This window comes from Microbulbifer celer (assembly GCF_020991125.1).
In the GTDB taxonomy this organism is placed as follows: domain Bacteria; phylum Pseudomonadota; class Gammaproteobacteria; order Pseudomonadales; family Cellvibrionaceae; genus Microbulbifer; species Microbulbifer celer.
On sequence record NZ_CP087715.1, the window covers coordinates 4257808 to 4279764 of the forward strand.

Annotated in this window: 21 protein-coding genes; 10 read left to right on the forward strand and 11 right to left on the reverse strand. The window is 55.5% G+C overall.

Going from position 1 to position 21957, the window contains the following annotated elements; translation table 11 throughout:
* The first annotated feature begins 43 nt into the window (after window positions 1-43).
* Window positions 44-520 (forward strand): winged helix-turn-helix transcriptional regulator, encoded by a 477-nt coding sequence (locus tag LPW13_RS17760; RefSeq protein ID WP_230437329.1) that lies wholly within the window; start codon window positions 44-46, stop codon window positions 518-520.
* A 32-nt stretch (window positions 521-552) separates the two neighbouring features.
* Here the strand turns inward: LPW13_RS17760 and LPW13_RS17765 are convergent, their stop codons facing one another.
* The 3 genes from LPW13_RS17765 to LPW13_RS17775 all read right to left on the reverse strand — a co-directional run bounded on the left by LPW13_RS17765 (window position 553) and on the right by LPW13_RS17775 (window position 3200).
* Window positions 553-1128, reverse strand: coding sequence for a phosphoribosyltransferase (locus LPW13_RS17765; RefSeq protein ID WP_377563992.1), 576 nt, complete (start codon window positions 1126-1128; stop codon window positions 553-555).
* A gap of 40 nt (window positions 1129-1168) precedes the next feature.
* Complete coding sequence (locus LPW13_RS17770; protein WP_230437331.1) at window positions 1169-1894, reverse strand: pteridine reductase; 726 nt, start codon at window positions 1892-1894, stop codon at window positions 1169-1171.
* A gap of 73 nt (window positions 1895-1967) precedes the next feature.
* Window positions 1968-3200 (reverse strand): multifunctional CCA addition/repair protein, encoded by a 1233-nt coding sequence (locus tag LPW13_RS17775; RefSeq protein ID WP_230437332.1) that lies wholly within the window; start codon window positions 3198-3200, stop codon window positions 1968-1970.
* Between the two features lie 489 nt (window positions 3201-3689).
* Between LPW13_RS17775 and LPW13_RS17780 the strand changes: the two genes are divergently transcribed.
* Complete coding sequence (locus LPW13_RS17780; RefSeq protein WP_230437333.1) at window positions 3690-4253, forward strand: response regulator; 564 nt, start codon at window positions 3690-3692, stop codon at window positions 4251-4253.
* An 81-nt stretch (window positions 4254-4334) separates the two neighbouring features.
* On the opposite strand, the gene LPW13_RS17785 is transcribed toward LPW13_RS17780, so the two are convergent.
* From LPW13_RS17785 to LPW13_RS17795, 3 genes are all read right to left on the reverse strand, one after another.
* Window positions 4335-5897, reverse strand: a complete 1563-nt coding sequence (locus LPW13_RS17785; RefSeq protein WP_230437334.1) for a SpoVR family protein — start codon at window positions 5895-5897, stop codon at window positions 4335-4337.
* Window positions 5897-7177 carry a YeaH/YhbH family protein gene (locus LPW13_RS17790; RefSeq protein WP_230437335.1) on the reverse strand — a complete coding sequence of 427 codons (1281 nt, stop codon included), beginning with the start codon at window positions 7175-7177 and terminating at the stop codon, window positions 5897-5899. Before LPW13_RS17790 ends, LPW13_RS17785 begins: the two co-directional genes overlap by 1 nt.
* 86 nt (window positions 7178-7263) lie before the next feature.
* The gene (locus tag LPW13_RS17795; protein WP_230437336.1) at window positions 7264-9186 is read right to left on the reverse strand and encodes a PrkA family serine protein kinase; all 1923 of its coding nucleotides are present in this window, start codon (window positions 9184-9186) and stop codon (window positions 7264-7266) included.
* Between the two features lie 382 nt (window positions 9187-9568).
* Between LPW13_RS17795 and galE the strand changes: the two genes are divergently transcribed.
* Complete coding sequence (gene galE / locus LPW13_RS17800) at window positions 9569-10594, forward strand: UDP-glucose 4-epimerase GalE (RefSeq protein WP_230437337.1); 1026 nt, start codon at window positions 9569-9571, stop codon at window positions 10592-10594.
* 100 nt (window positions 10595-10694) lie between these two features.
* On the opposite strand, the gene LPW13_RS17805 is transcribed toward galE, so the two are convergent.
* Entirely contained in the window at window positions 10695-11090 is a 396-nt protein-coding gene (locus tag LPW13_RS17805; protein ID WP_230437338.1) for a DUF4168 domain-containing protein, read from the reverse strand.
* 258 nt (window positions 11091-11348) lie between these two features.
* Here LPW13_RS17805 and LPW13_RS17810 point away from each other — a divergent pair, with 258 nt between their 5' ends.
* From LPW13_RS17810 to LPW13_RS17840, 7 genes are all read left to right on the forward strand, one after another.
* Window positions 11349-11891 carry an RNA polymerase sigma factor gene (locus LPW13_RS17810; protein WP_230437339.1) on the forward strand — a complete coding sequence of 181 codons (543 nt, stop codon included), beginning with the start codon at window positions 11349-11351 and terminating at the stop codon, window positions 11889-11891.
* 65 nt (window positions 11892-11956) lie between these two features.
* Window positions 11957-12892: an anti-sigma factor family protein gene (locus LPW13_RS17815; protein WP_230437340.1), complete on the forward strand. Its 936-nt coding sequence runs from the start codon at window positions 11957-11959 to the stop codon at window positions 12890-12892.
* Window positions 12893-13117: 225 nt separating this feature from the next.
* Window positions 13118-13942 (forward strand): CPBP family intramembrane glutamic endopeptidase, encoded by an 825-nt coding sequence (locus tag LPW13_RS17820; protein WP_230437341.1) that lies wholly within the window; start codon window positions 13118-13120, stop codon window positions 13940-13942.
* Between the two features lie 108 nt (window positions 13943-14050).
* Window positions 14051-14350, forward strand: a complete 300-nt coding sequence (locus tag LPW13_RS17825) for a hypothetical protein (RefSeq protein WP_230437342.1) — start codon at window positions 14051-14053, stop codon at window positions 14348-14350.
* A gap of 318 nt (window positions 14351-14668) precedes the next feature.
* A complete protein-coding gene (locus LPW13_RS17830) occupies window positions 14669-15241 on the forward strand; it encodes an ABC transporter ATP-binding protein (protein WP_230437343.1) in 573 nt (190 codons plus the stop codon).
* Window positions 15238-15978, forward strand: a complete 741-nt coding sequence (locus LPW13_RS17835; protein ID WP_230437344.1) for a hypothetical protein — start codon at window positions 15238-15240, stop codon at window positions 15976-15978. The genes LPW13_RS17830 and LPW13_RS17835 overlap by 4 nt, the downstream gene beginning before the upstream one ends.
* A 36-nt stretch (window positions 15979-16014) precedes the next feature.
* A protein-coding gene (locus LPW13_RS17840) for an IS3 family transposase (RefSeq protein WP_407941944.1) occupies window positions 16015-17561 on the forward strand; the annotation gives its coding sequence in 2 pieces (ribosomal slippage) (window positions 16015-16486 and window positions 16486-17561; 1548 coding nt in all).
* Between the two features lie 292 nt (window positions 17562-17853).
* Here LPW13_RS17840 and LPW13_RS17845 read toward each other — a convergent pair.
* Genes LPW13_RS17845 through LPW13_RS17860 form a run of 4 tightly spaced genes read right to left on the reverse strand, consistent with a single transcriptional unit; the run spans window position 17854 to window position 21944 of the window.
* The gene (locus tag LPW13_RS17845) at window positions 17854-18681 is read right to left on the reverse strand and encodes a symmetrical bis(5'-nucleosyl)-tetraphosphatase (protein WP_230437345.1); all 828 of its coding nucleotides are present in this window, start codon (window positions 18679-18681) and stop codon (window positions 17854-17856) included.
* A 44-nt stretch (window positions 18682-18725) separates the two neighbouring features.
* Entirely contained in the window at window positions 18726-19535 is an 810-nt protein-coding gene (rsmA, locus tag LPW13_RS17850; RefSeq protein ID WP_230437346.1) for a 16S rRNA (adenine(1518)-N(6)/adenine(1519)-N(6))-dimethyltransferase RsmA, read from the reverse strand.
* A 41-nt stretch (window positions 19536-19576) separates the two neighbouring features.
* A complete protein-coding gene (gene pdxA / locus LPW13_RS17855) occupies window positions 19577-20578 on the reverse strand; it encodes a 4-hydroxythreonine-4-phosphate dehydrogenase PdxA (RefSeq protein ID WP_230437347.1) in 1002 nt (333 codons plus the stop codon).
* Between the two features lie 4 nt (window positions 20579-20582).
* Window positions 20583-21944 carry a peptidylprolyl isomerase gene (locus LPW13_RS17860; protein WP_230437348.1) on the reverse strand — a complete coding sequence of 454 codons (1362 nt, stop codon included), beginning with the start codon at window positions 21942-21944 and terminating at the stop codon, window positions 20583-20585.
* Window positions 21945-21957 lie beyond the last annotated feature (13 nt).

The window sequence follows — 21957 nt, forward strand, 5'->3', positions numbered from 1 at the left end:
ATTTGGTTTTTTAATGCAACCGCTTTTCCCGTATACTGGCGATATGACACGCAAACGCTTTGACGATATGGGCTGCTCGGTGGCCTGCGCACTGAATGAAGTCGGTGACTGGTGGTCCCTGCTGGTAATCAAGCAGGCGATGCTGGGTACCCGTCGTTTTGTGGATTTTCAGAATGGACTGGGGATCGCGAAAAACATTTTGTGTGACCGCCTGTCCCGGTTGGTAGAAAACGGAGTGATGACCCGTGTCAATGTGGGCGAGCACGGGACCCGCTACGAGTATCGTCTGACCGACAAGGGCCGGGATCTGTTTACTGTGGTGGTGGCGTTGCGCCAGTGGAGCGAGCGCTGGAACGGCAAGAAAGATTCGATGCAGCTGGTGGCGCGGGAGTCAGGCGTGCCTGTTGCGCCGTTGCTGGTACAGGGCGCCGATGGCGGTACCCTGAGTGTGCGGGATGTACTTTTCGTCGAGGAGGGCGAGGCCGGGGAAGGCGAGCCGTCACAGGAGCAGGCGGGCTGAGTCGGTGCCGCCTGCTCACTGGTGGCCAGCCATTACTGTGTTTTTTTGACCTTCTTTAGCAGATCCTGGTGGCGGCGCAGCTCCGGCTTGTTCTCCAGGATCTCCGCTTCCGTCAGCCCTTTCAGCTCGTGGGGGAACACCAGCCATTCCTCGGTCTTGTGCAGGTAGTAATCCGGTTCGAATTCGGTCTGGTTGCGGCCCGGTTTGAAGTAGGGGCAGGCGATACGGATTTCCGGCGTATTTTTCTTGCACGCCCTGCGCAGGTCGCTGATCGCCTGTTGGATACTGAGGCCGGTATCGTAGACATCGTCGACGATCAACAGTTTCTGGTGCGATTCCACCCGTTTTATCAGATAGGTCAGGCCGTGCACGATCACTTCCTTGCTGCGCTGATCGACGCCAGAATAGGAAGAAGTGCGGATGGCGATGTGGTCGGCGTGGAAGCCGAGATAATCGAACATCTCCTGCACGGCAATACCAATGGGGGCACCGCCGCGCCAGACGCCGACAATATAGTCCGGGCGAAAGCCACTTTCGACCACTTTCATCGCCAGGGTGAAGGAATCCTCCAGCAGGGACTGGGCGGAAATAAACTGTTTATCGCTCACTGACATACCTCGAGCTTCGATTGGATTGTGGATTCATAATTCATAGGTTCAGGTTGCGGCCGCCGTCCACGGCAATGATCTGGCCGGTGATGTAGGGCGCGTCGCTCACCAGAAAGCGCACCGTCCGGGCAATGTCTGATGGGGCGCCGCTACGTTGCAGGGGGATGCGCGCCAGTATCTCTTCCCTGTTATAGCCTTCACTCTCCTGTTCCGGCCACAGAATCGCACCGGGGGCGACGCCATTGACCCGCACCGCCGGTGCCAGCTCCCGCGCCAGGCTCTTGGTGACCATCGCCAGGCCGGCCTTGGCGGCACTGTAGACGGTGTGCTGGGGCATGGGACGCTCCGCGTGAATATCCACCATATTGACGATGCAGCCGCGCTGCTCGGACAGAGCTGGCGCCAGGGCCTGGCTGAGAAAGAACGGCGCCTTCAGGTTGCTGCCGACTAAGGTATCCCAATCCGATTCATCGGCGCCGCCGATGGGGGTGGGGTAGAAGGCGGAGGCATTGTTGATCAGGGTGCTGATCTCGCCAAACCGGTCCCGCGCGGCTTCGGCCAGCCGTCTACAATCTGCGGCGGACGACAGGTCACTGTGCAGTGCGGCGGCGGAGTCCGGGCGCTCACGGTTGAATCGATCCACCAGGGATTGGGCTGCGTCGCGGGAGTGACGGTAGTGGACGATGACCCGGTGATCGCGGTGCAGTTCTTCGGCGATGGCCCGGCCCAGGCGGGCGGCGGCGCCGGTGATCAGAGCTGTAGCCATGGTGTATTTCTCGTGTTTCGGGTCTCGTGTGCTGCGTATGGGTGGCGCGGGATCGCTAGCTGTGTGGCCGTGATCAGGGTTTACCGGGGGTGTCGTAACTATTCTTCAGCTGCGTAAGTGCCCGGAGCCGTGCGCGGTCCAGGGCCTTGCCCAGCTCGGCGCCCTCGAAGCCTTCTGCGATCAACGCTTGTGGATCCACATTAGCCGCGGCAGACCGGGCCGCGCGCAGGTAGTCGACCTGTGGGTAGTCGCGATCCTCCAGCCCGAGGCGGCCGCGGGCATCCGCCTCACAGCTCTGCAGAAACTGTTCGAATTTGTCCGGCTTGCGCAATGCATCCAGAGTGCGCAGCAGTTTGAGCAGGGTTTTCGGGTTGAGCTCAAACGCCTTGTGGCAGTGGAGGTGGTACTCGCAGACGCCAAGAGACAGAGAGGTAATGGGATTGGGTACCCGTAGCCGTTCGCATACCGCTTTCACCAGCGGTAGCCCGGCGCGTTCGTGGCCGCGGTGGCTGGGCAGGATTTCTTCCGGAGTGATGCCCTTACCGAGGTCGTGCACCAGTACCGCAAAACGCACCGGCAGATCGGCCGGTGCCTGGCGCAGTGCGCGCAGGACGTGATCGCCGGTATCCACTTCCGGATGGTGCAGCGGTGGTTGCGGCACCCCAAACAGGCGGTCTACCTCTGGCAAAATTACTTTCAGTGCCCCGCACTCTCTCAGTACCTGAATGAATACGTCCGGGTGCGGTTCCATCAACGCGCGGCTGACTTCCTTCCAGATACGCTCTGGCACCAGATGTTCCACTTCCCCTGCATCCACCATGCCCTGCATCAGCGTCATAGTCTCGGGTGCGACGGTAAAACCCAGTGAATGGTAGCGCGCGGCAAATCGGGCCACCCGCAGGATGCGCAGCGGGTCCTCGCTGAAGGCGGGGGAAACGTGGCGTAACAGGCGGGCTTCCAGGTCCGCGCGGCCATCATAGGGATCGATGAGTTCGCCATCCGGGGACTCCGCAATGGCGTTGACCGTCAGGTCACGACGCTGGAGGTCCTCTTCCAGCGTGACCTCGGGGCTGGCAAATACCGTAAAGCCGCCGTAGCCGTGACCACTCTTACGCTCTGTGCGCGCAAGTGCGTACTCCTCGCCGGAGTCGGGATGCAGGAAAACCGGAAAGTCTTTGCCTACCGGGCGGAAACCCCGGGAGAGCATATCTTGTTCGCTGGCACCGACTACTACCCAGTCGCGCTCGTGAACCGGGCGCCTCAGCAGTCTGTCGCGGACGGCACCGCCCACCAAGTAGGTCTTCACTGTTTCGCTCCGCTCGTAAGAGCTGTCGGTGAGATGGGGCTTATAGAAGGGGCCGGAGATGCCATATACGCCACGAAACCTGACGAAAGTTCGCTGCCGTCAGGTAAATACTAGGAAATTGCAGGTCGGGGAAGATAAAAAAAAGGCCCCGAAAATACAAGGGGGCCCAGGGTCTTAGGGTATTCACCAAGAGAGATAACCTGACAAACTCGTATGTGCCCGGTTAGAAACAGATGCAAGCAAATCGCAGCAGATCTGCGATTTTTAGTGACTGTTTGGCCAAGTTTTTGATCACGATGTGACCTTGATCAACTTGCTAGCCATTTTATTTAACCTGTCATACCTGTCAACTGTGGATAACAAACTTTTATTGAGGGATGTCCCGGTTAGTTCGTTAAATATATAAGGGCATAGAATTAATGCCTGCAAGTCTGGTTTAATTCAGGATAATTGATAAATAAAAATGCGATCCGTGGGGGAATATCATAAATGAGCGAGGTGCATGTTCTTACAACCGGTGAGGCCGCAAGGTATTGCGGGGTCAACTTCCGGACGGTTATCCGTTGGATCGAGCGAGGTCAGCTGAAGGCATACAAATTGCCCGGGCGCGGTGACCATCGGATTTGTGTGGAAGATTTTGTGGGGTTCCTGAGGGACAACTCCATGCCGGTACCGACCGAGCTGGCGGCTGCCAGTCGTAAAGTGCTGTTGGCAACGGCTTCTCCGGCCTTGATCGAGGGGCGGCACATACTGCAGCAAGCTGGATGTGAGGTTGAAATTGCTTCCGACAGCTTTTCCGCGGGTGCCATGCTTGCCTGCGGCAAGCCGGCGATGCTGGTGCTGGATACCAATCTGGAGGGGGTTAACGGGATGCAGATCCTGGATACAATCCGCTCCCGCGGTGAATTCTCTGGTGTCAGCGTGCTACTGGTGGCACCGACAGAGGACTCGGATCAACAACGTTGGCTGGATGCCGGCGCCGATGCCGTCGTGGATGCCAGTTGTGATGGCAGCGAGCTGGCAGGTCGTATCAAGCTGCTGTTGGATGCCTGATCTGACGTGCGGTAGTCAAATCAGGTAGAGTGGAACTCTGCCTAACCGTCTCTTCCTTCCTGTCTATGCTCGGTACCGACCTCAAATAGGTCTAGGTACCAGCATTGACTCTTCTTCTTCCGAGCGATCCCTGCCGGCTTCCGGACAGTGGAAACTCTCGGTAATCTCATCGCCGTTCAGGCTGTGCAGATGTACATCAAATCCCCACAATCTGTGTAAATGCCGCAATACCTCGCCGGTATCGCGCCCGAGGGGGCGTCGTTGGTGTTGCGTGTGGTGCAGCGTGATGGAGCGATCGCCACGGGTATCGACGGAGAATACCTGGATATTGGGCTCGCGATTCCCAAGATTATACTGGCCAGCCAGTTTTGCCCGCAGTTCACGATAGCCATCCTCATTGTGGATGGCATTCACCACAATCTCTTTTTCCCGATCGTCGTCGGAAATGCAAAACAGCTTCAGATCCCGCATCACCTTGGGTGATAAAAACTGCAGAATAAAGCTTTCATCCTTGAAGTCGCGCATGGCGAACTGCAGGGTCTCCACCCAGTTACTGCCGGCGATATCCGGGAACCACTCCCTGTCTTCCTCGGTGGGATCTTCGCAGATGCGGCGGAGATCCGTAAAAATACTGAAGCCTAGTGCATAAGGATTGATGCCATTGTAATAGGGGCTGTCGTAGGAGGGTTGATAGATGACGCTGGTGTGGTTCTGCAGAAACTCCAGCATAAAGCCGTCGGTTACCTTGCCCCGCCGGTATAGCTCGTTCAACAGCGTGTAGTGCCAGAAGGTTGCCCAGCCCTCGTTCATAACCTGCGTCTGGCGTTGTGGATAAAAGTACTGGGCCAGTTTGCGTACGATGCGCACCAGCTCCCTCTGCCAGTTCTCCAGTAGCGGCGCATGTTTTTCCACAAAATAGAGCAGGTTTTCCTGTGGCTCTTCCGGGAATCTATGGGGTTGAGATTCCGCTTCATCGTCGTTCATTTTCGGAATCGTACGCCACAGGTCGTTGAGTTGCCGCTGGCGGTACTCTTCGCGCTCTTTCTGGCGACGTTCCTCCTCGTGGGCGGAAATCGGATAGGGGCGCTTGTAGCGATCCACGCCGTAATTCATCAGTGCGTGGCAGGAATCCAGCAGCGCCTCCACTTCATCCACACCGTAGCGCTCTTCGCAGCGGGCGATGTAGTTTTTGGCAAACAACAGGTAATCGATAATACTGCCGGCATCGGTCCAGCTGCGGAACAGGTAGTTTCCTTTAAAAAAAGAATTGTGGCCGTAACTGGCGTGTGCAATCACTAGCGCCTGCATGGTCATGGTGTTCTCTTCCATGAGGTAGGCAATGCAGGGATTCGAGTTGATGACGATCTCATAGGCCAGGCCCATGCGACCGCGCTGATAATTATTTTCCACACTGATGAACTGTTTACCGAAGGACCAGTGGCTGTAACCCACAGGCATACCCACAGAAGAGTAGGCGTCCATCATCTGCTCGGAGCTAATCACCTCAATCTGGTTGGGATAGGTGTCCAGCCCAAATTCTTTGGCGATTTTGGCGATTTCGCGGTCGTATTCCTGAATAAGCTCAAAGGTCCACTCGGAGGTCGTGGAAATTGGCTGAGATTTTTCCAATGTGGTATCTAGCATCAGGCGGCCACCTTTTCACTGAAGAGTTGGCGGAATACCGGGTAAATATCCTGTACGTCGATAATCTGCTCCATGGCGAAGTGATCCGGAAAGGCGTGTGACACACTCTGGTACTCATCCCATAGTGCCTGGTGGTCCCGGGGCGTGATTTCCACATACGAGTAGTACTGCACGTGGGGCATGATGTCGTCGATCAGGATTTTATGGCAGGTACTGGAATCGTCGTTCCAGTTGTCGCCATCCGACGCCTGGGCACCGTAGATATTCCACTCGCTGGCTGGGTAGCGCTCGCGCATGATATCGCGCATCATCTTCAGGGCACTGGAAACGATGGTGCCACCGGTCTCACGGGAGTAAAAGAATTCCTGTTCATCTACTTCCTTGGCACTGGTGTGATGGCGAATAAATACGACTTCGGTATATTCGTAACTGCGCTGCAAAAACAGGTACAGCAGTAGGAAAAACCGTTTGGCCATGTCCTTGGTGGCCTGGTTCATGGACCCGGATACATCCATCAGGCAGAACATGACGGCCTTGGAGCTGGGACGGGGCTGCTTGACCAGCAAGTTGTATTTCAGATCAAAATCGTCGAGGAATGGAATACGCTTGATACGGTTTTTGAGGTCTTCCATATCGCGTCGCAACTGCTCGACTTTGCGTTGATCCCTGAGCGCTGGATCTTTGCTCTGCTCGAGTTCCAGCTCCTGTTCGAGCAATTTTAGATTGCGACGTTTGCCACCGGAAAGGGCAATCCGCCGGGCGTTTGCCGAACGCATGGAGCGGACCACATTGAGTCTTCCCGGTGTGCCTTCGTTACAGATGCCCGCACGCACTACCTGGAAAGAATCGTTGCCGGCGAGCTTGCGCTTGACCATGTTCGGCAATTCCAACCCCTCGAACATGAAGTCAAGGAACTCTTCCTGGGAGATCTGGAACACAAACTCATCCATCCCCTCGCCGCTGTCGCTGGCACCGCTGCCGCCGCTGCCCTGCCCCTGTCCTTGCCCGGGGCGCGGGATGCGATCGCCGGTAACAAATTCTTTGTTGCCAGGCAGCACTTGCTCCATGTGACCGCCGCGGCCATTGGAGAAAATGGGTTCGTTGATATCGCGGGTGGGAATACTGATCTTCTCACCCTTGTCCATATCGGTGATGGATCGGCTGTTCATGGCCTCGCCAACGGCCTTTTTAATATGGGCTTTATAGCGCCGTAAAAAACGCTGACGGTTTACGGTACTTTTTTTCTTGCCGTTCAGGCGACGGTCGATGATGTAGCTCATAGTACTGCCTTAGACCTGTTGGAAAATAAGGTCATTTTGTGGCGGCATCTGCACCGCCACTGAATCTCGACGGAACCACGCAGAGGTTACTGAGACTTCCTCACCCGCAGATACCATTCGGAAAGCAGGCGTACCTGTTTCTCGGTATATCCACGCTCCACCATCCGCTCGACGAAGTCTGCGTGCTTCTTCTGGTCGTCTGCAGAGGCTTTGGTGTTGAACGAGATAACCGGTAGCAGATCTTCCGTATTCGAGAACATTTTTTTCTCGATCACCGCCTTGAGTTTCTCGTATGAGCGCCAATCCGGGTTTTTGCCCTGGTTGCCCGCGCGGGCGCGCAGCACAAAATTGACGATCTCGTTGCGGAAATCTTTCGGGTTGGAAATGCCCGCGGGTTTCTCGGTCTTTTCCAGCTCTTCGTTCAGCGCCGCACGGTCGAGGATTTCGCCGGTTTCCGGATCGCGGTATTCCTGGTCCTGAATCCAGAAGTCTGCGTAAGTCACGTAGCGATCGAACAGGTTCTGGCCATACTCTGCGTAGGATTCCAGGTAAGCGGTCTGAATTTCCTTGCCGATAAACTCGACGTAGCGGGGCGCCAGGTATTCCTTGATGAACCCGAGGTAGTTTTCCTGCTGCTCCGGTGGGAACTGTTGCTGTTCAATCTGCTGTTCCAGTACATACAGCAGGTGGACCGGGTTGGCCGCCACCTCGGTGGCATCGAAGTTGAATACCTTGGACAGAATCTTGAATGCGAAGCGGGTGGACAGGCCGTTCATGCCTTCATCGACACCGGCGTTATCGCGGTATTCCTGGATTGTTTTGGCTTTGGGATCGGTGTCCTTCAGGTTCTCGCCATCGTACACCCGCATCTTGGAGAAGATGCTCGAGTTTTCCGGGTTTTTGACCCGCGACAGTACGGAGAACTGTGCCAGCATTCGCAGGGTGTCCGGGGCGCACGGCGCTTTGGACAGGGAACTGTGCTCCAGCAACTTGTCGTAAATTTTCATTTCTTCTTTTACGCGCAGGCAATAGGGCACCTTGACGATGTAAATACGATCAAGGAAAGCTTCGTTATTGCGATTGTTGCGGAATGACTGCCACTCGGACTCGTTGGAGTGCGCCAGAATCACGCCGTTAAACGGAATCGCGCCCAGCCCTTCGGTACTGTTGTAATTGCCTTCCTGGGTGGCGGTCAGCAGTGGGTGCAGCACCTTGATCGGCGCTTTGAACATTTCCACAAACTCCATCAGCCCCTGATTGGAGCGACACAGGCTGCCGGAGAAACTGTAAGCGTCGGGGTCGTTCTGGGGGAAGTCCTCCAGCTTGCGAATATCCACCTTGCCCACCAGGGAGGAAATATCCTGATTGTTCTCATCACCGGGCTCGGTTTTCGCAATCGCGGTCTGGTCGAGAATCGAGGGGCGGAGTTTGACCACTTTGAACTTGCTGATATCGCCCTGGTATTCATGCAGGCGCTTGACCGCCCAGGGAGACATGATGGTATTCACGTAGCGGCGTGGAATGCCGTAGTCCTCCTCCAGGATCTGGCCGTCTTCCGAGGGAGAGAACAGGGCCAGCGGCGATTCAAACACCGGCGAGCCTTTGATGGCGTAGATCGGCACCTGCTCCATCAATGCCTTGAGGCGCTCGGCCAGTGAGGATTTACCGCCGCCGACAGGGCCCAGCAGGTAGAGAATCTGTTTCTTCTCCTCCAGCCCCTGTGCCGCGTGACGGAAGAAAGAAACAATCTGCTCGATGGCCTCTTCCATTCCGTAGAATTCGCTGAATGCTTTGTAGCGTTTGATGACCTTGTTGGAAAAGATGCGCGAGAGTCGTGGATCGCGGGAGGTGTCTACCAGCTCGGCTTCGCCGATTGCCATCAGCATGCGTTCGGCGGGGGATGCATAGGCGCTGCGATCATTTTTACACAGCTCCAGATATTCCTGGATGGTGAGTTCTTCCTCCTGAATCGACTCGTAGCGTTCCAGGTAGTGGTTGAATATCGACATGGTGTACGACTCCCTGTAGCGTACCGCGACAGTAACTGGCCTCCAGCCGTGGAGTGCCAACTGCGCTGCAGCGTGGTGGTGACCGCGAATACATCTCGCAACGAATGCTGAAGAGCGCTGACGCGCGAGAACGCTATCTTTATTACCTATTAATGGCGCGACGATGCTGCTGTCGCAACAGGGGACTGCTATCCCCGCACTTTCAGGATAGCCACCGCTGTGGTCTTCAATGTTGAATCGGCCAAAGATGGGTTGAATGTTGCGCCAGTTTTGCGAAACCCCTGGAAGGCGTAGAATAGCTCGCACAAATGGCAGGTTAGACTGCCGCCGCCTTCAAATTCACCCATCGGAAGGCAAAATTCGCGAACAGGAAAGGAAAAGCATGAAAGTTCTGGTAACCGGGGGCGCGGGCTATATCGGCAGCCACACCTGCGTAGAGTTGATTCAGGCCGGTTTTGAGCCGGTGGTTGTGGACAACCTCTGTAACAGCAGTGAAGAGGCCCTGCGTAGGGTTGAGGCGATCACCGGTGTTGCGGTCCCGTTCCATCAGGTGGATATCAGGGACGCGGATGCACTGGGCGACGTTTTCCGTCATTACGACATTGCTGCAGTGATCCACTTTGCCGGCCTCAAGGCGGTTGGAGAATCTGTTGCTCAACCTTTGCGTTATTACCAGAATAATGTCGCAGGCACGCTCACCCTCTGTGAAGTGATGGAGTCCTTTGGTGTACGCCAGCTGATATTCAGCTCATCCGCTACCGTTTATGGCGATCCGGCCTCTGTGCCCATCCGCGAAGACTTCGCTACCGGCGCTACCAACCCCTATGGGGCCAGTAAGCTGATGGTGGAGGATATGCTCAGGGATCTGTGTCAGGCACCGGATAGTCAGTGGAAAGTGAGCCTGCTGCGCTACTTCAACCCCATCGGTGCCCATAAGAGCGGCACCATCGGCGAAGATCCTGCAGGTATCCCCAACAACCTGCTGCCCTACGTGGCACAAGTCGCCGTCGGTCGCCTCCCACAACTACAGGTATTTGGTGACGACTATGCAACTGCGGATGGTACGGGCGTGCGCGACTATATCCATGTGGTGGACCTGGCTCGCGGACATCTGGCGGCACTCAACAAGCTTAAACAGGAAGATACGGACGCCGGTTGTTATACCTACAACCTGGGCACTGGCCGTGGTAGCTCTGTGCTGGAAATCGTGCGCGCGTTTGCCGAGGCGTCCGGCAAAGAAATTCCCTACAAGATCGTACCCCGCCGGCCCGGAGATATTGCCGAGTGTTACGCAGACCCGACCTATGCCGAACAGGAGCTGGGCTGGAAAACCGAGCTCGATCTAAAACGTATGGTGGAAGATACCTGGCGCTGGCAGTCGCAGAATCCAAACGGGTACAAAAGCTGATTGATGTGAGATTACAGCCTGAGCCCGGCTCACTGGCTCAGGCTGTAATCAGCAGGGCGCGCTAGGATCCCGTAACACGCCCTGCCAAGCAGGGAAGACGTTATTTCAGTTGTGCAAGTTTTTCAGCCAGTTTGGGATCTTTCATCACAGCCTGGACAATCTGATTGTATTTTGAGCGTGAAAGTCCGGCGGATTCCACAGCGGAAATCATTCTGGAGTTGGCTTCCTCACGCAGCTTTTGCGCTTCCTCTGGATCCTGGGTGGTTTGTAACTTGGCAGAAATCTCGGTGCGAATCGCATCCACCTTGCTCTGGGCCTCATTGAATGCGGTCAGGTCGCTATCGGTGAAAGTGGTAGGCGTCGCTGCCTGGGACGGTTGTGCGTAGGCACCGGCATCTGCGTTGGTGTCGGATTGCTGGGCGTGAACGGACATGCCGAAAGTCAGTAACAGTGCGGTAGCCAGGTGACAGGTAATCGTGGACGTCCACTTTTTCATTTCGGATGACTCCAATTATTGCAGTTAACTTGTCTTAATTTGATCTGCGGCAACTTTTGCTGCCGCCATCACTTACACAAACAAGACAGCTTCCATCCGGTTCCAAAAAATTCTGATAAACCCGATTTCCCTCTGTATTGGTTGAAAAGCAACCATATTTCGGAGTTTCGGGAACTTTATTCATAGATACCTGTTAGTGGTACTGTGTGAGAGCTCATTAGCTTTTACAGATGACAGCAAACTGGCAGCGAGCGCTCTATGAATTTTGAACAAAACGTGTGCAAGCAAATACCCCATTTGCGTCGGTACGCACAGAGCCTGACCAATGATTCGGTTGCTGCTGAAGACCTTGTACAGGATTGCCTGGAGCGCGCATTGCGCAAGCGCTTACTTTGGCGCCGCAGCGGCAATGTCCGCGCCTGGTTATTTCGGATGCTATATCGAATTTTCCTGAATCACCGCAGCAGTGCGGCGACCCGAAGAGAAGTCTCCTCAACCAACCCGGGGGAGGACCTTCACGTGACAGCGGATCACGACGCGCAATTACTGTGCAGGGATGCCGCTTCAGCCATTGAGCGGTTGCCGGTGGAGCAGCGTGCAGCACTGATGCTGATCGTGCTGGAAAACCCCAGCTATGAAGAGGCAGCAGATATCTTGGGAATCAAAGTGGGAACGCTGCGCTCGCGGCTATCCCGGGCCCGGGAGTTTGTACGCGAATATTGCCAGCCTGCAGACCGTGCCCCCCGCACGGCAAGTGCCGTATCAGGCTCTGAGGGAGCGATGTTACGTCGCGTAAAGTAAATCGCCAGCGTAATTGATAGTGCGCAGACAGTAATCAGGAAAGGGTCGTCAGAAGAGGCAACACTATGTTTGGCCGGAACCAAGCGCAGGAAAAACCAGCAGTGCAGATGGAGGATCTGAGTGCGTTCGCCGACGGGGCTCTCTCCCCATCGCGGGCGCGAGTCGTGGCTGAACATCTGCGTCGCCACCGGGATAGTGCCGACGTGGTTTACCAGTATTGGTGTCAGGACGCTGAGCTGATGGGCAGCTTCTCTGGTCTGGACGATGAAACATCGGCAGCGCGCGACAGTGAGTTACCACCGCGCCTGCGGAATCCGGACCTGGGCTGGTTTCGCGCCGTAGCCGCATCCGTACTATTTGTTTCCGGTATCGTGGTTGGCGGTGCGTCAGACCTTATCCCCGGGCTTGGCGAAGCCCCCGCTTCGACATCAGGCGATGACGGCGTGGGAGGTCCTCTGGTTGAAATGGCCCCAGCTGTTCCCCAAAAACAGGCGGTTGCACCAATAACGGTCAGTGATGCCGGGGAAATCCCCGCCCTGCAGCAGGAAGGCGCTCCAGTGCCGCCCAAGCCCAGTGTGGCTACATTGTCTAACGAGCCTGCGTTGAGTCTGCCCGAACCTGACATGCTGCCGAAAAGTCAGCTTTCCCCTCCGCCGCAATCCCAGACGTTCCATTTCACGGGTGCCGATGGTGTCCAGCTGACGCTGATCAAATCACGCCTCGCCAGTGCCGTGGATGAAACCGCAATCGAAGCCCCTTCCATCGGCGGTACGGACGAAGTCCGATGGATACAGGGCGAGAATGTCCTGACACTAACCGGTAATCTCGATCCGGCAGGGTTATTGCTTGTGGCAATGAAGCTGCAGACGCAAAACGCTGGCAATGGCACCGGTGCAGCGGGCGCAGGATTGCAGGCAACTCCCGGCACCACTGCCGAGCAACCGACGGCAACGACCGAGTCAGCCTCGGTACGCTCGGAAGCACCATTGCACAGTCTCTGATCACTTCGTGGAAGTCTTGCTCGATACCAAAGAGGGGTAACTGCAGCTGCAGATTGTCTGGTGTTGGCGTGCCTCGTCGTGAAGTGTCGTGGTGAAGTGTAATGGTCTGTAATGGCTTGCTATTGATTCTTAATCCAGATCAATCAATTATGCGTCATATAGGATGCAAATTGTGCTTGGCGAATACTGCGTCAGGTTGTCAGACTGGATGGAAAGGAGATGGCAATGGAACCTGCTGTGGGAGCTTCTGATAAGGAAAATACGGTAAGCGATAACGCGGAAAGAGGCGCTGCGGCGAGAGTCCATTCGGCTGTGGAACAACTCCCCAAGCCCTGGCGTGCAACCGGCTGGCTTATGGTTTTTGCCCTGCTGCATTTTGTCGGTGTTTTTCTGTACATCGCAGGTTACGGTGGATATCTCGGTGCCAAACTGGGGGCTGCTGGCCAAGTAGTGGACCCCGCGGCCATCCAGGCCGAAGTGGCCGCGCATATCACAACACCGACGGCGATGGCCGGAATGTATCTTGTCCAGTTTGTGTTTATTTTGCCGGTTCTGCTTTTGGTGGCGCGGTTCAGGACACAACCGGCGCTGGATACCCTGGCCGTTAAGGCCTTTCCCAGAAAGCAATTACTGCCGTGGATTGGTGTGCTGCTTGCCTTTATCGCGCTGGAAGTGGCTGCGGTTCAATGGTTTGATATCGAGCCGGGCCAATTTATGGAGACCCTTGCCGGCAGCAAGCATCTGCTACTGGCGTTGATCATCGTATTTGCCGCGCCGCTATTGGAAGAGTTGGTTTTTCGTGGCTATCTCTTCCGCGCCTGGCGTCACTCCCGGCTTGGGTTCAGCGGCACGCTGTTACTGACCTCCATCCTCTTCGCATTATTGCATGCGGGCCAGTATCACTGGATTCAATTGAGCTTTATTTTTGTGCTCGCACTTATTCTCGGGGTAGCGCGTGAAAAAAGTGGTTCAGTACTACTGCCGATGTTGCTCCATCTGCTCAATAACCTGACCAGCGCGGTCGTGGTAATTTACTTTGGGATTCTTTAAAAGTATTAAAAAGAAAATTCCAAGTGCGTGCGCTAATATCGGGAATAGTGGTATAAGAAAATAACCGCGGTATAAGACAATAAGATAGAAAAGTACAAGGAGGTGGCTTTGAAGGATTGGAGAGATACCGTAAGGCTGAAGTATGAAATCCTGTTTTTACTACTTTCCGCATGCCTGATATTTTTTGCCCTCGGCGCTCTATGGATATTCAACTTTATCCAGCAGGCGCAAGGGCAATCGGGGACATTATTCTGGATCCCCCTACTGCCAGCAGGTGCCGCCTATCTGTGGTGGGCTGCTGGTGTCATTCATCGATTAATCCTGTCGGATATTGGTGATCTCGCCGCTTACAGTGCGCAATCCGCGCAGAAAAGTACATCGCCCTCCAGTCGCGTCACAGTTCGATAACCTCCTGATCACAGTTAATGAGTTGTGCGTGGGACTCTTTAACCAAGGCGCAGTGAACTGTTACAGAAATTTGCGCATGGTCCACTATATTTTCTCGGTATTGGATTTTCTTCATCTGCATCCTGAATTTTCATTGCGCCTAAGGTATACACATTCGCTGCTTCTGAGAGGCTGGCTCTTTTTTATCAACTGGCTGAGCAACAGGTCGAGAGAAACCAGAAGCGGAAAATCACCGATTGAACTATTTGTAGGCTAGCGACATGATCCGCCCTCCGCGTAAAGAATTGCAGTTATTACCTGAATTCAAAAGGCCAGATTATGACAAGTATTAACTTAACATCCCTAGAGATAAAACGGTCTGGAAAAAGCGTTGTTCGTGGATTGAACTTTGTGTCCAGTAGTTCAAGGGTTAGGGTGACGGGCGTAAATGGGGCCGGAAAAACGACATTGCTGTTAGCGTTGGCTGGGCTGATTCCGGTGGCATCTGGCTCTATTTTTTTGGAAGGTAGTGTGCGGCCGTCGAATAGGCGTAAACTATGCGGGTTTTTTTCGTCTGCAATTCAAGTTCCGGGGTATTTGACTGTTGCGCAGACGCTATCTTTTTTTGATCCTAGGAGTGGGTGTCACTTTGAGGAGCTTGAATCTTCGCTTCTAAGGGGAATAAATTTTAGTGAGAAGTATGAAGGACTGTCAGAGGGACAAAAGAGACGGGTCTCGATTGTTTGTGCGGTGCGCAAGGAGCGCGGGGTTTTGATTATGGATGAGCCGTTCAATGCATTGGATGGCAGGTCTGTTGCTGCGATAGAGAATTACTTAGAAAGTTATGAAGGGAAATTGATTTATGTGGATCATAGAGGGGTGGCTCCTCCGGAAGAGGTGCTTTCTCTGTGAAGTCGGAATTGGGCTTTATTTTGAAGCTTGGTGTAAATTATAAGTTTCAGTTGTTTGAGCAAACACATAGGTGGTTATACCTCCTGTTAGGAGTTTTGTTTACGCCAATTCTTCTAACTATACACTTGCCTGTAAGTCTGCTTTTGATTGGTGATGAAGGACAGAAGAGTGGTGCGATAACGTTTCTTTTAGCGATACACATTCTATTTTCAGTCGTTGTTGTGTTACTTTTTCCGAAGCTGGAGGAGTTGGTTTGGTTTTTGACCAACTGCGGTTGGCGTAAATTGATTTTTGAGCTTTGCAGGGTTCAATTTACGTTTAATTATGTGTTTTGGGCTCTATGGTTGGTTCCTCTCGTAATTTTGCTGTGGTCTGGGAAAAGTTTTAGTTTTTTACACTATCTTCTCTATTTTTCATTGTTTTCGATCGTTTGCACTTTATTCACTGTAGCTTTTACCTGTTTAAAGTATCGTGATTTGCTTCTTCCTGGTTTTTTCAGTGTAAAGTTTTGGTCTTCCTGGGATTTATTAGCCAGGTGTATAACCTTTATCGGTTACATGGGAGTAGGTTATGCGTTCTTTGATTCGAGTCTGCCCTTTATTGTGCGAGCTTTTTGTATTGGGGGTGGGGCTTTCTTGATTTCTCAGGGAGTCAGGTTTGTATTGAAAGAAGAGTCTGTAACTTTTTTCTGGATGTATGCCCCCTGTGTCAGGATAGATGTCGCGCTCACTTTCTAACCAGCAATGTATCAGGGGGTGGTAACAGAGTGAAGGATGCCACGATATAACGATGGCTTTAAAGAACGCACTGTTCAGATGATGATGCCGCCGAACGCGAAGTCGATAGCGGAGGTTAGCCGGGAAACCGGCGTTTCAGAGCCAACCCTGTACAATTGGCGAAATCAATTTCGTGAACAGGGTGTAGCCGTGCCAGCTGATCCAAAGAACCCCGAAAATTGGAGCGGGGAGAGTAAATTCGCCGTAGTCCTTGAGACCGCAGCGCTGAATGAAGCCGAGCTGGCGGAGTATTGCCGCAAGAAAGGGCTCTACGCCGAGCAGATACAGCGCTGGCGTGAAGCTGCGATTAGTGGGGCCGGTAGTCGCGACCAGATGTCCATGGAGGAGCGGCGCGACCTGCAGAAAGAGCGCAAGAAAAGCCGCAAGCTAGAGAAAGAGCTCAAGCGCAAAGAGAAGGCGCTGGCGGAGGCGGCTGCGTTACTGGTGCTGCAAAAAAAGGCCCAAGCCATCTGGGGGGAAAGCGAGGACGAATGATCGCCTCGGAAGACCGTCAGGTGGCGATAGAGCTTATCGAAGAAGCGGTGACGGCAGGCGCTGCCCGGTACAAAGCGTGCGCGGTATTGAACCTCACTGTGCGTACCCTGCAACGCTGGGAGAAAGCATTGCAGGAGCGAAGCTTGGTCGATCAGCGCAAGCGCGCGGCTCAGGCACGTACCCCGGGTAACAAGCTCACTATCGAAGAGCGACAAAAGATACTGGCAGTCTGCAACCAGCCGGAATACCGCAGCCTTCCGCCATCACAGATTGTCCCGATGCTGGCCGATCAAGGAATCTATATCGGCTCTGAATCCAGCTTCTACCGCGTATTGCACGAAGCGAATCAGCTGCACCGCCGAGGTAAGGCGGAGGCGCCACGTAACGTCGCGAAACCGAATGCGTACCTGGCAGATCGCCCGAACCAGGTGTGGAGCTGGGATATTACCTTCCTAGCGTCCAGTGTAAGAGGAGCCTTCTACCGGCTGTATCTGATACTCGATGTCTTCAGCCGCAAAATAGTGGGCTGGGAAGTGCATACTGAAGAGTCGTCAGAACATGCCAGCACCCTGATTCGCAAAGCGCAGCTTGCGGAGGGCGCCGTCAAGAATGGATTGGTTCTGCACTCAGACAATGGTGGGCCGATGAAGGGCGCCACCATGCTGGCCACATTGCAAAAGCTCGGGGTGGTGGCATCGTTCAGTCGGCCCTCAGTGAGCAATGACAACCCGTACTCGGAGAGCTTGTTCAGAACCTTGAAATACGGACCGAGCTATCCGAGCAAACCGTTTGAGAGTATCTCCGCAGCAAGGCAATGGGTTCATAGCTTCGTGCAGTGGTACAACAATGCACATCGCCACAGCGCGATCCGCTTTGTGACGCCGAGCCAGCGTCATAGTGGCGAAGAGATTGAACTACTAAAGCGCCGTAAAACCGTGTACGAAGAGGCGAAACGGAAGAACCCGAGACGGTGGCCACGCCACACCAGGAACTGGAATCCTATTAGAGGCGTCTGGCTTAACCCACCACAAGAAAAACAAGCCGCTTAACCGCTGATCGCGACATCTTCTTTGACAAACACCGTATGCAAAGTGCCGTAGCCGGAGTTATTTGTTTGTTTCTGAAATCTGGGGTCGATTCCTTTTTTCGCTTCCAGTTGTGTATTTGATGTCTCTGCTTTTTAATGACCAGACTATGCTTCCGTATGCCCTATTTGGGATACTTTGCAATGTGATTAACCTGTTATTTCTTATTTCTGTGCTTCAGGTGTTGGTTTCTCCATTACTTGTTATGGCGGGAATTGGGGTGCTGGCGTATTTTGGGTAAATTATTATTTGAAATTTACGTAAATGCACAATCCGCACAGAAAAATTCCTCATCTTCCAGTCGCATCGCGGTCAGGTAACCCCCCCACACGCAGCCGGTATCGAGGGCGTAGATGTTCTCGGTATTGGCTTCTCCCTCCAGCGCCGCCCAGTGGCCGAAAATGATCCGGTCATTGATGGTTTTGCGGTGTTCGAAGCTGAACCAAGGCTGGTAGTCGTGGTGGGCGGCGAGCGGGCCCTGTTTGGTGATCAGATCCAGGGTGCCGTCGGCCTTGCAAAAACGCATGCGGGTGAAGTAGTTGGTGATGGAGCGCAGGCGCTCGACGCCGATCAGGTGGTCATTCCACAGGTGCGGCTCATTGCCGTACATGCCATAGAAGAAAGCCTTGGCCATGGCCGGGTCCTGCAGGGCGTGGTGTACTTCGCCCGACAGTTCCAGTGCTTTGCTCATGCTCCAGATGGGCGGGATGCCGGCGTGGACCATGGAAAAGTATTTGCCGGCGACTTTCTTGTGCACCATCAGCGGCTGGTTCTGCAGCCAGCCGAGCAGCTTGTCGGCATCTTTGGCCCGTAACACTTCGGCCAGGTCGTGTTCCTTGTCGGTCAGACGTTTGGCGCCGTGGGCGAGCGCCAGCAGGTGCAGGTCGTGGTTGCCGAGTACCGCGGTGACCTGGTGGCGGTGCTCGTACAGAAAGCGCAGGGTACCGAGGCTGTCCGGGCCGCGGTGGACCATATCGCCCGCCAGCCACAATCTGTCTTTGTCTGCATTGAAGCGGACTTTTTTCAGCAGTCTCTGTAGTGGTTCCAGGCAGCCCTGGATATCGCCGATTGCGTAAGTCGCCAAAATTTTTTCCGTGCTTATTGGTGGATGCGTTTCACTTATCCACCCTACGGGGAGGGTGCATTCAGGGTTGAGCAGTAGTCTGCCAGCGCCACGTAGTCTTTGACACCGAGCGCCTCCGGGCGCTGGCTGGCGTCCACCGGCAGTTGTGCGGGATCCAGGTCCGGGAACAGGGGTTTGAGGGCATTGCGCAGGGTTTTGCGGCGTTGTTGGAAGGCGACAGCAACGATGCGTTCCAGCAGTTTTTCGTCTTTGGCCGGGTGAGGAAGCTCCTGGTGCGGGACCAGGCGCACAATGGCGGATTCCACCTTGGGCGCGGGGCGGAAAGACTGCGGCGGCACCGGAAACAGGCCCTGTACGCGGCAGAAGTACTGCACCATCACACTGAGGCGTCCGAAGGCCTTCTCCCCCGGCACCGCGCTCAAGCGGTCCACTACTTCCTTCTGCAGCATAAAGTGCATGTCCTGTACCTTGCCGCGGAAGCTGAGCAGATGGAACAGCAGTGGTGTGGAGATGTTGTACGGCAGGTTGCCGACGATACGCAGCTGCTGTCCCTCGTCCACCAGCGTGCCGAAATCGAATTTCAGCGCGTCTTTTTCGATGATGGTAAATTCCGGGTATTCGCGGAATTTGAATTCCAGCATCGGGATCAGGTCCCGGTCCAGTTCCACGGCCGTGAGCGATGGGCAACGGCCCAGCAGCAACTCGGTGATGGCGCCCTGGCCGGGGCCGATTTCCACCAGTTTGTCGGTTTCTTTGGGGCCGATGGCGCGCACGATGCGCTCGATGATGTTCTCGTCGACGAGAAAGTTCTGGCCAAAACGCTTGCGCGCCTTGTGTTGGAAAAAGTTGTCCATGGATTGGTTATTTGCCCGCAAGCGGGCTCCTACAGGAGTGATTAGAGGTTGCGCAATTGGACCAGCTCAATGGCCTGGCTCAGGGCGGCATTGAGGCTGCCGAGATCGGCGATGCCTGTGCCGGCAATGTTGAGCGCGGTACCGTGATCCACTGAGGTGCGGATAAACGGGAGGCCCAGGGTGATATTGATGGCGCGGCCGAATCCCTTGAATTTTAACACCGGTAGCCCCTGATCGTGGTACATGGCCAGTACCGCGTCACAGCGCGCCAGTTGTGGCGGGGTAAACAGGGTATCTGCGGGCAGGGGGCCGATCAGGTGCATGCCGAGGGCACGCAGGGTATCCAGGGCGGGTTCGATAACCTCGATCTCTTCACGCCCCAGGTGTCCGCCTTCACCGGCGTGGGGGTTGAGGCCACACACACCGATACGGGGCTGCTCGATACGGAACTGGTTCTGCAGGCTGCGGTGCAGGATGGTGAGCACCTGCTGCAGGGAGTCTGCGCTGATGGCGCCGCTCACATCCTTCAAAGGTAGGTGGGTGGTGGCCAGTGCTACCCGCAGGTCGTCCGCGGCCAGCATCATCACCACTTTTTCCACCCCTGCCTGCTCGGCGAAAAACTCGGTATGGCCGCTGAAGGCGACACCGGCGTCATTGATCACGCCCTTGTGTACCGGGCCTGTAACCACCGCATCAAAGGTGCGCGCCTTGCAGCCATCGGCGGCGCGCTGCAGGGTTTCCAGCACGTAGGCGCCGTTGGCGATGTCGAGTTGGCCGGGGTGGGCCTCGTGGGCGAGCGCAACCGGCAGGATGTGCAGGCTGTCGGCGGGAGTGGGGCTGGAAGGTTGTTCGGGATCGAAGGGAATCAGTTGCAGCGCGCGGCCCTGGCGCGCGGCCTCCTGCTGCAGTAGGTCCGGGTCGGCGATGGCAATGATCTGGGCGCGTGTGGCGTCAGGGGACCGCCCGGAGCAGGCCAGCTTGACTGCGAGCTCCGGGCCGACCCCGGCGGGTTCGCCGGGTGTGAAGGCAATACGAGGAATCATCCGATTACTGGCTTTCGCTCTCGCCGCCGGCGGCTTCTGTAGGTTCTTTCAGGTCGGGGAGTTTGATCTCCACGTAAGCCTGGTCGCGGATTTCCTGACGCCAGTTCTGAAGCTCTTCTTCATAGCGGCGGTTGCGCAGCAGGTTGGCAGCCTGATTGCGGATGTACTGGTCCGTCATATCCTGCTGGCGGCGGCCTTCTACTTCCAGCAAGTGCCAGCCGAACTGGCTGCGGAACGGCATGCTCATTTCGCCGGCGGGGGTGTTTTCCATGGCCTGGGTAAACTCGGGTACAAACTGGCCGGGGTTGGACCAGCCCAGGTCACCGCCCTGCAGCATGGTGCCGATATCCTCGGAGTGCTCGCGGGCGGCATCTTCAAACTTGAGGTCGCCGGATTCGATCTGGCCACGCAGGTCCATCAGCAGCTTGTACGCGGCATCGTCATCGCGGATGGCGGAGGTTTTCACCAGAATATGGCGGACCTTGGTCTGCTCGACCACCTGTTCGGCAGCGCCACCGCGCTGTTCGTGAATTTTCAGCAGGTGAAAGCCGGCATCGCTGCGGAAAGGTTTGGTGGTTCCGCCGACTTCGACGCCTTCCAGGGCATCAGCAAACAGGGTGGGCAGTTCCACGGTTTTGCGCCAGCCCAGGTCGCCGCCCTGCAGGGCGTTCTGTCCGGCGGAGCTGGAGATCGCCAGGGCGCGGAAGTCCTCTCCACCGGTGGCCTTCTCATACACGGATTCGGCCTTGGCACGGGCCTCCGCGACTTCTTCCGACGGTGCGCTGGAACCCACCGGGATCAGGATATGGCCCAGGGAGTACTGGGGAGACTTCCAGAACTCGCCTTCTTTGGAGCGCAGGAAGTTGTTGATGTCCTGATCAGTAATCTGGATGCGGCGATTGACGCTGCCCTGTTCCACCTGGCGAATGATCATCTCCTGTCGGATCTGCTGGCGGAAGGCGTTGTTGGACATGCCGTCTGCTTCCAGCTTCTGCTGGAACTGCTCCGGGGAAACGCCCATGTTCTGCTGTACCCGGGCGATGGCCTGGTCGAGCTCTTCCTCGGCGATGGTGACGCCGGCGCGGGCGCCCATCTGCAGTTGCAGGCGCTCGATAATCAGCTGTTCCAGTACCTGGCGGCGCAGGACGTCGATGGGAGGCGCCTGGACATCCTGGGCGGCAATCTGCTGGGTGATGGTGTTTAGGCGCTGTTGCAGTTCGCTGGCCATCACTACATCGTCGTCCACCACGGCCACGACCCGGTCGAGCTTCTGTACCTGTGCCAGGGCAGAGCTGGCAAAGGCGCATAGGGTCGCACTCATTACGACACCCAGTGCAAGCAGGGTGCGGTGGGGAAATCTGAACATCGGCATTATTGTC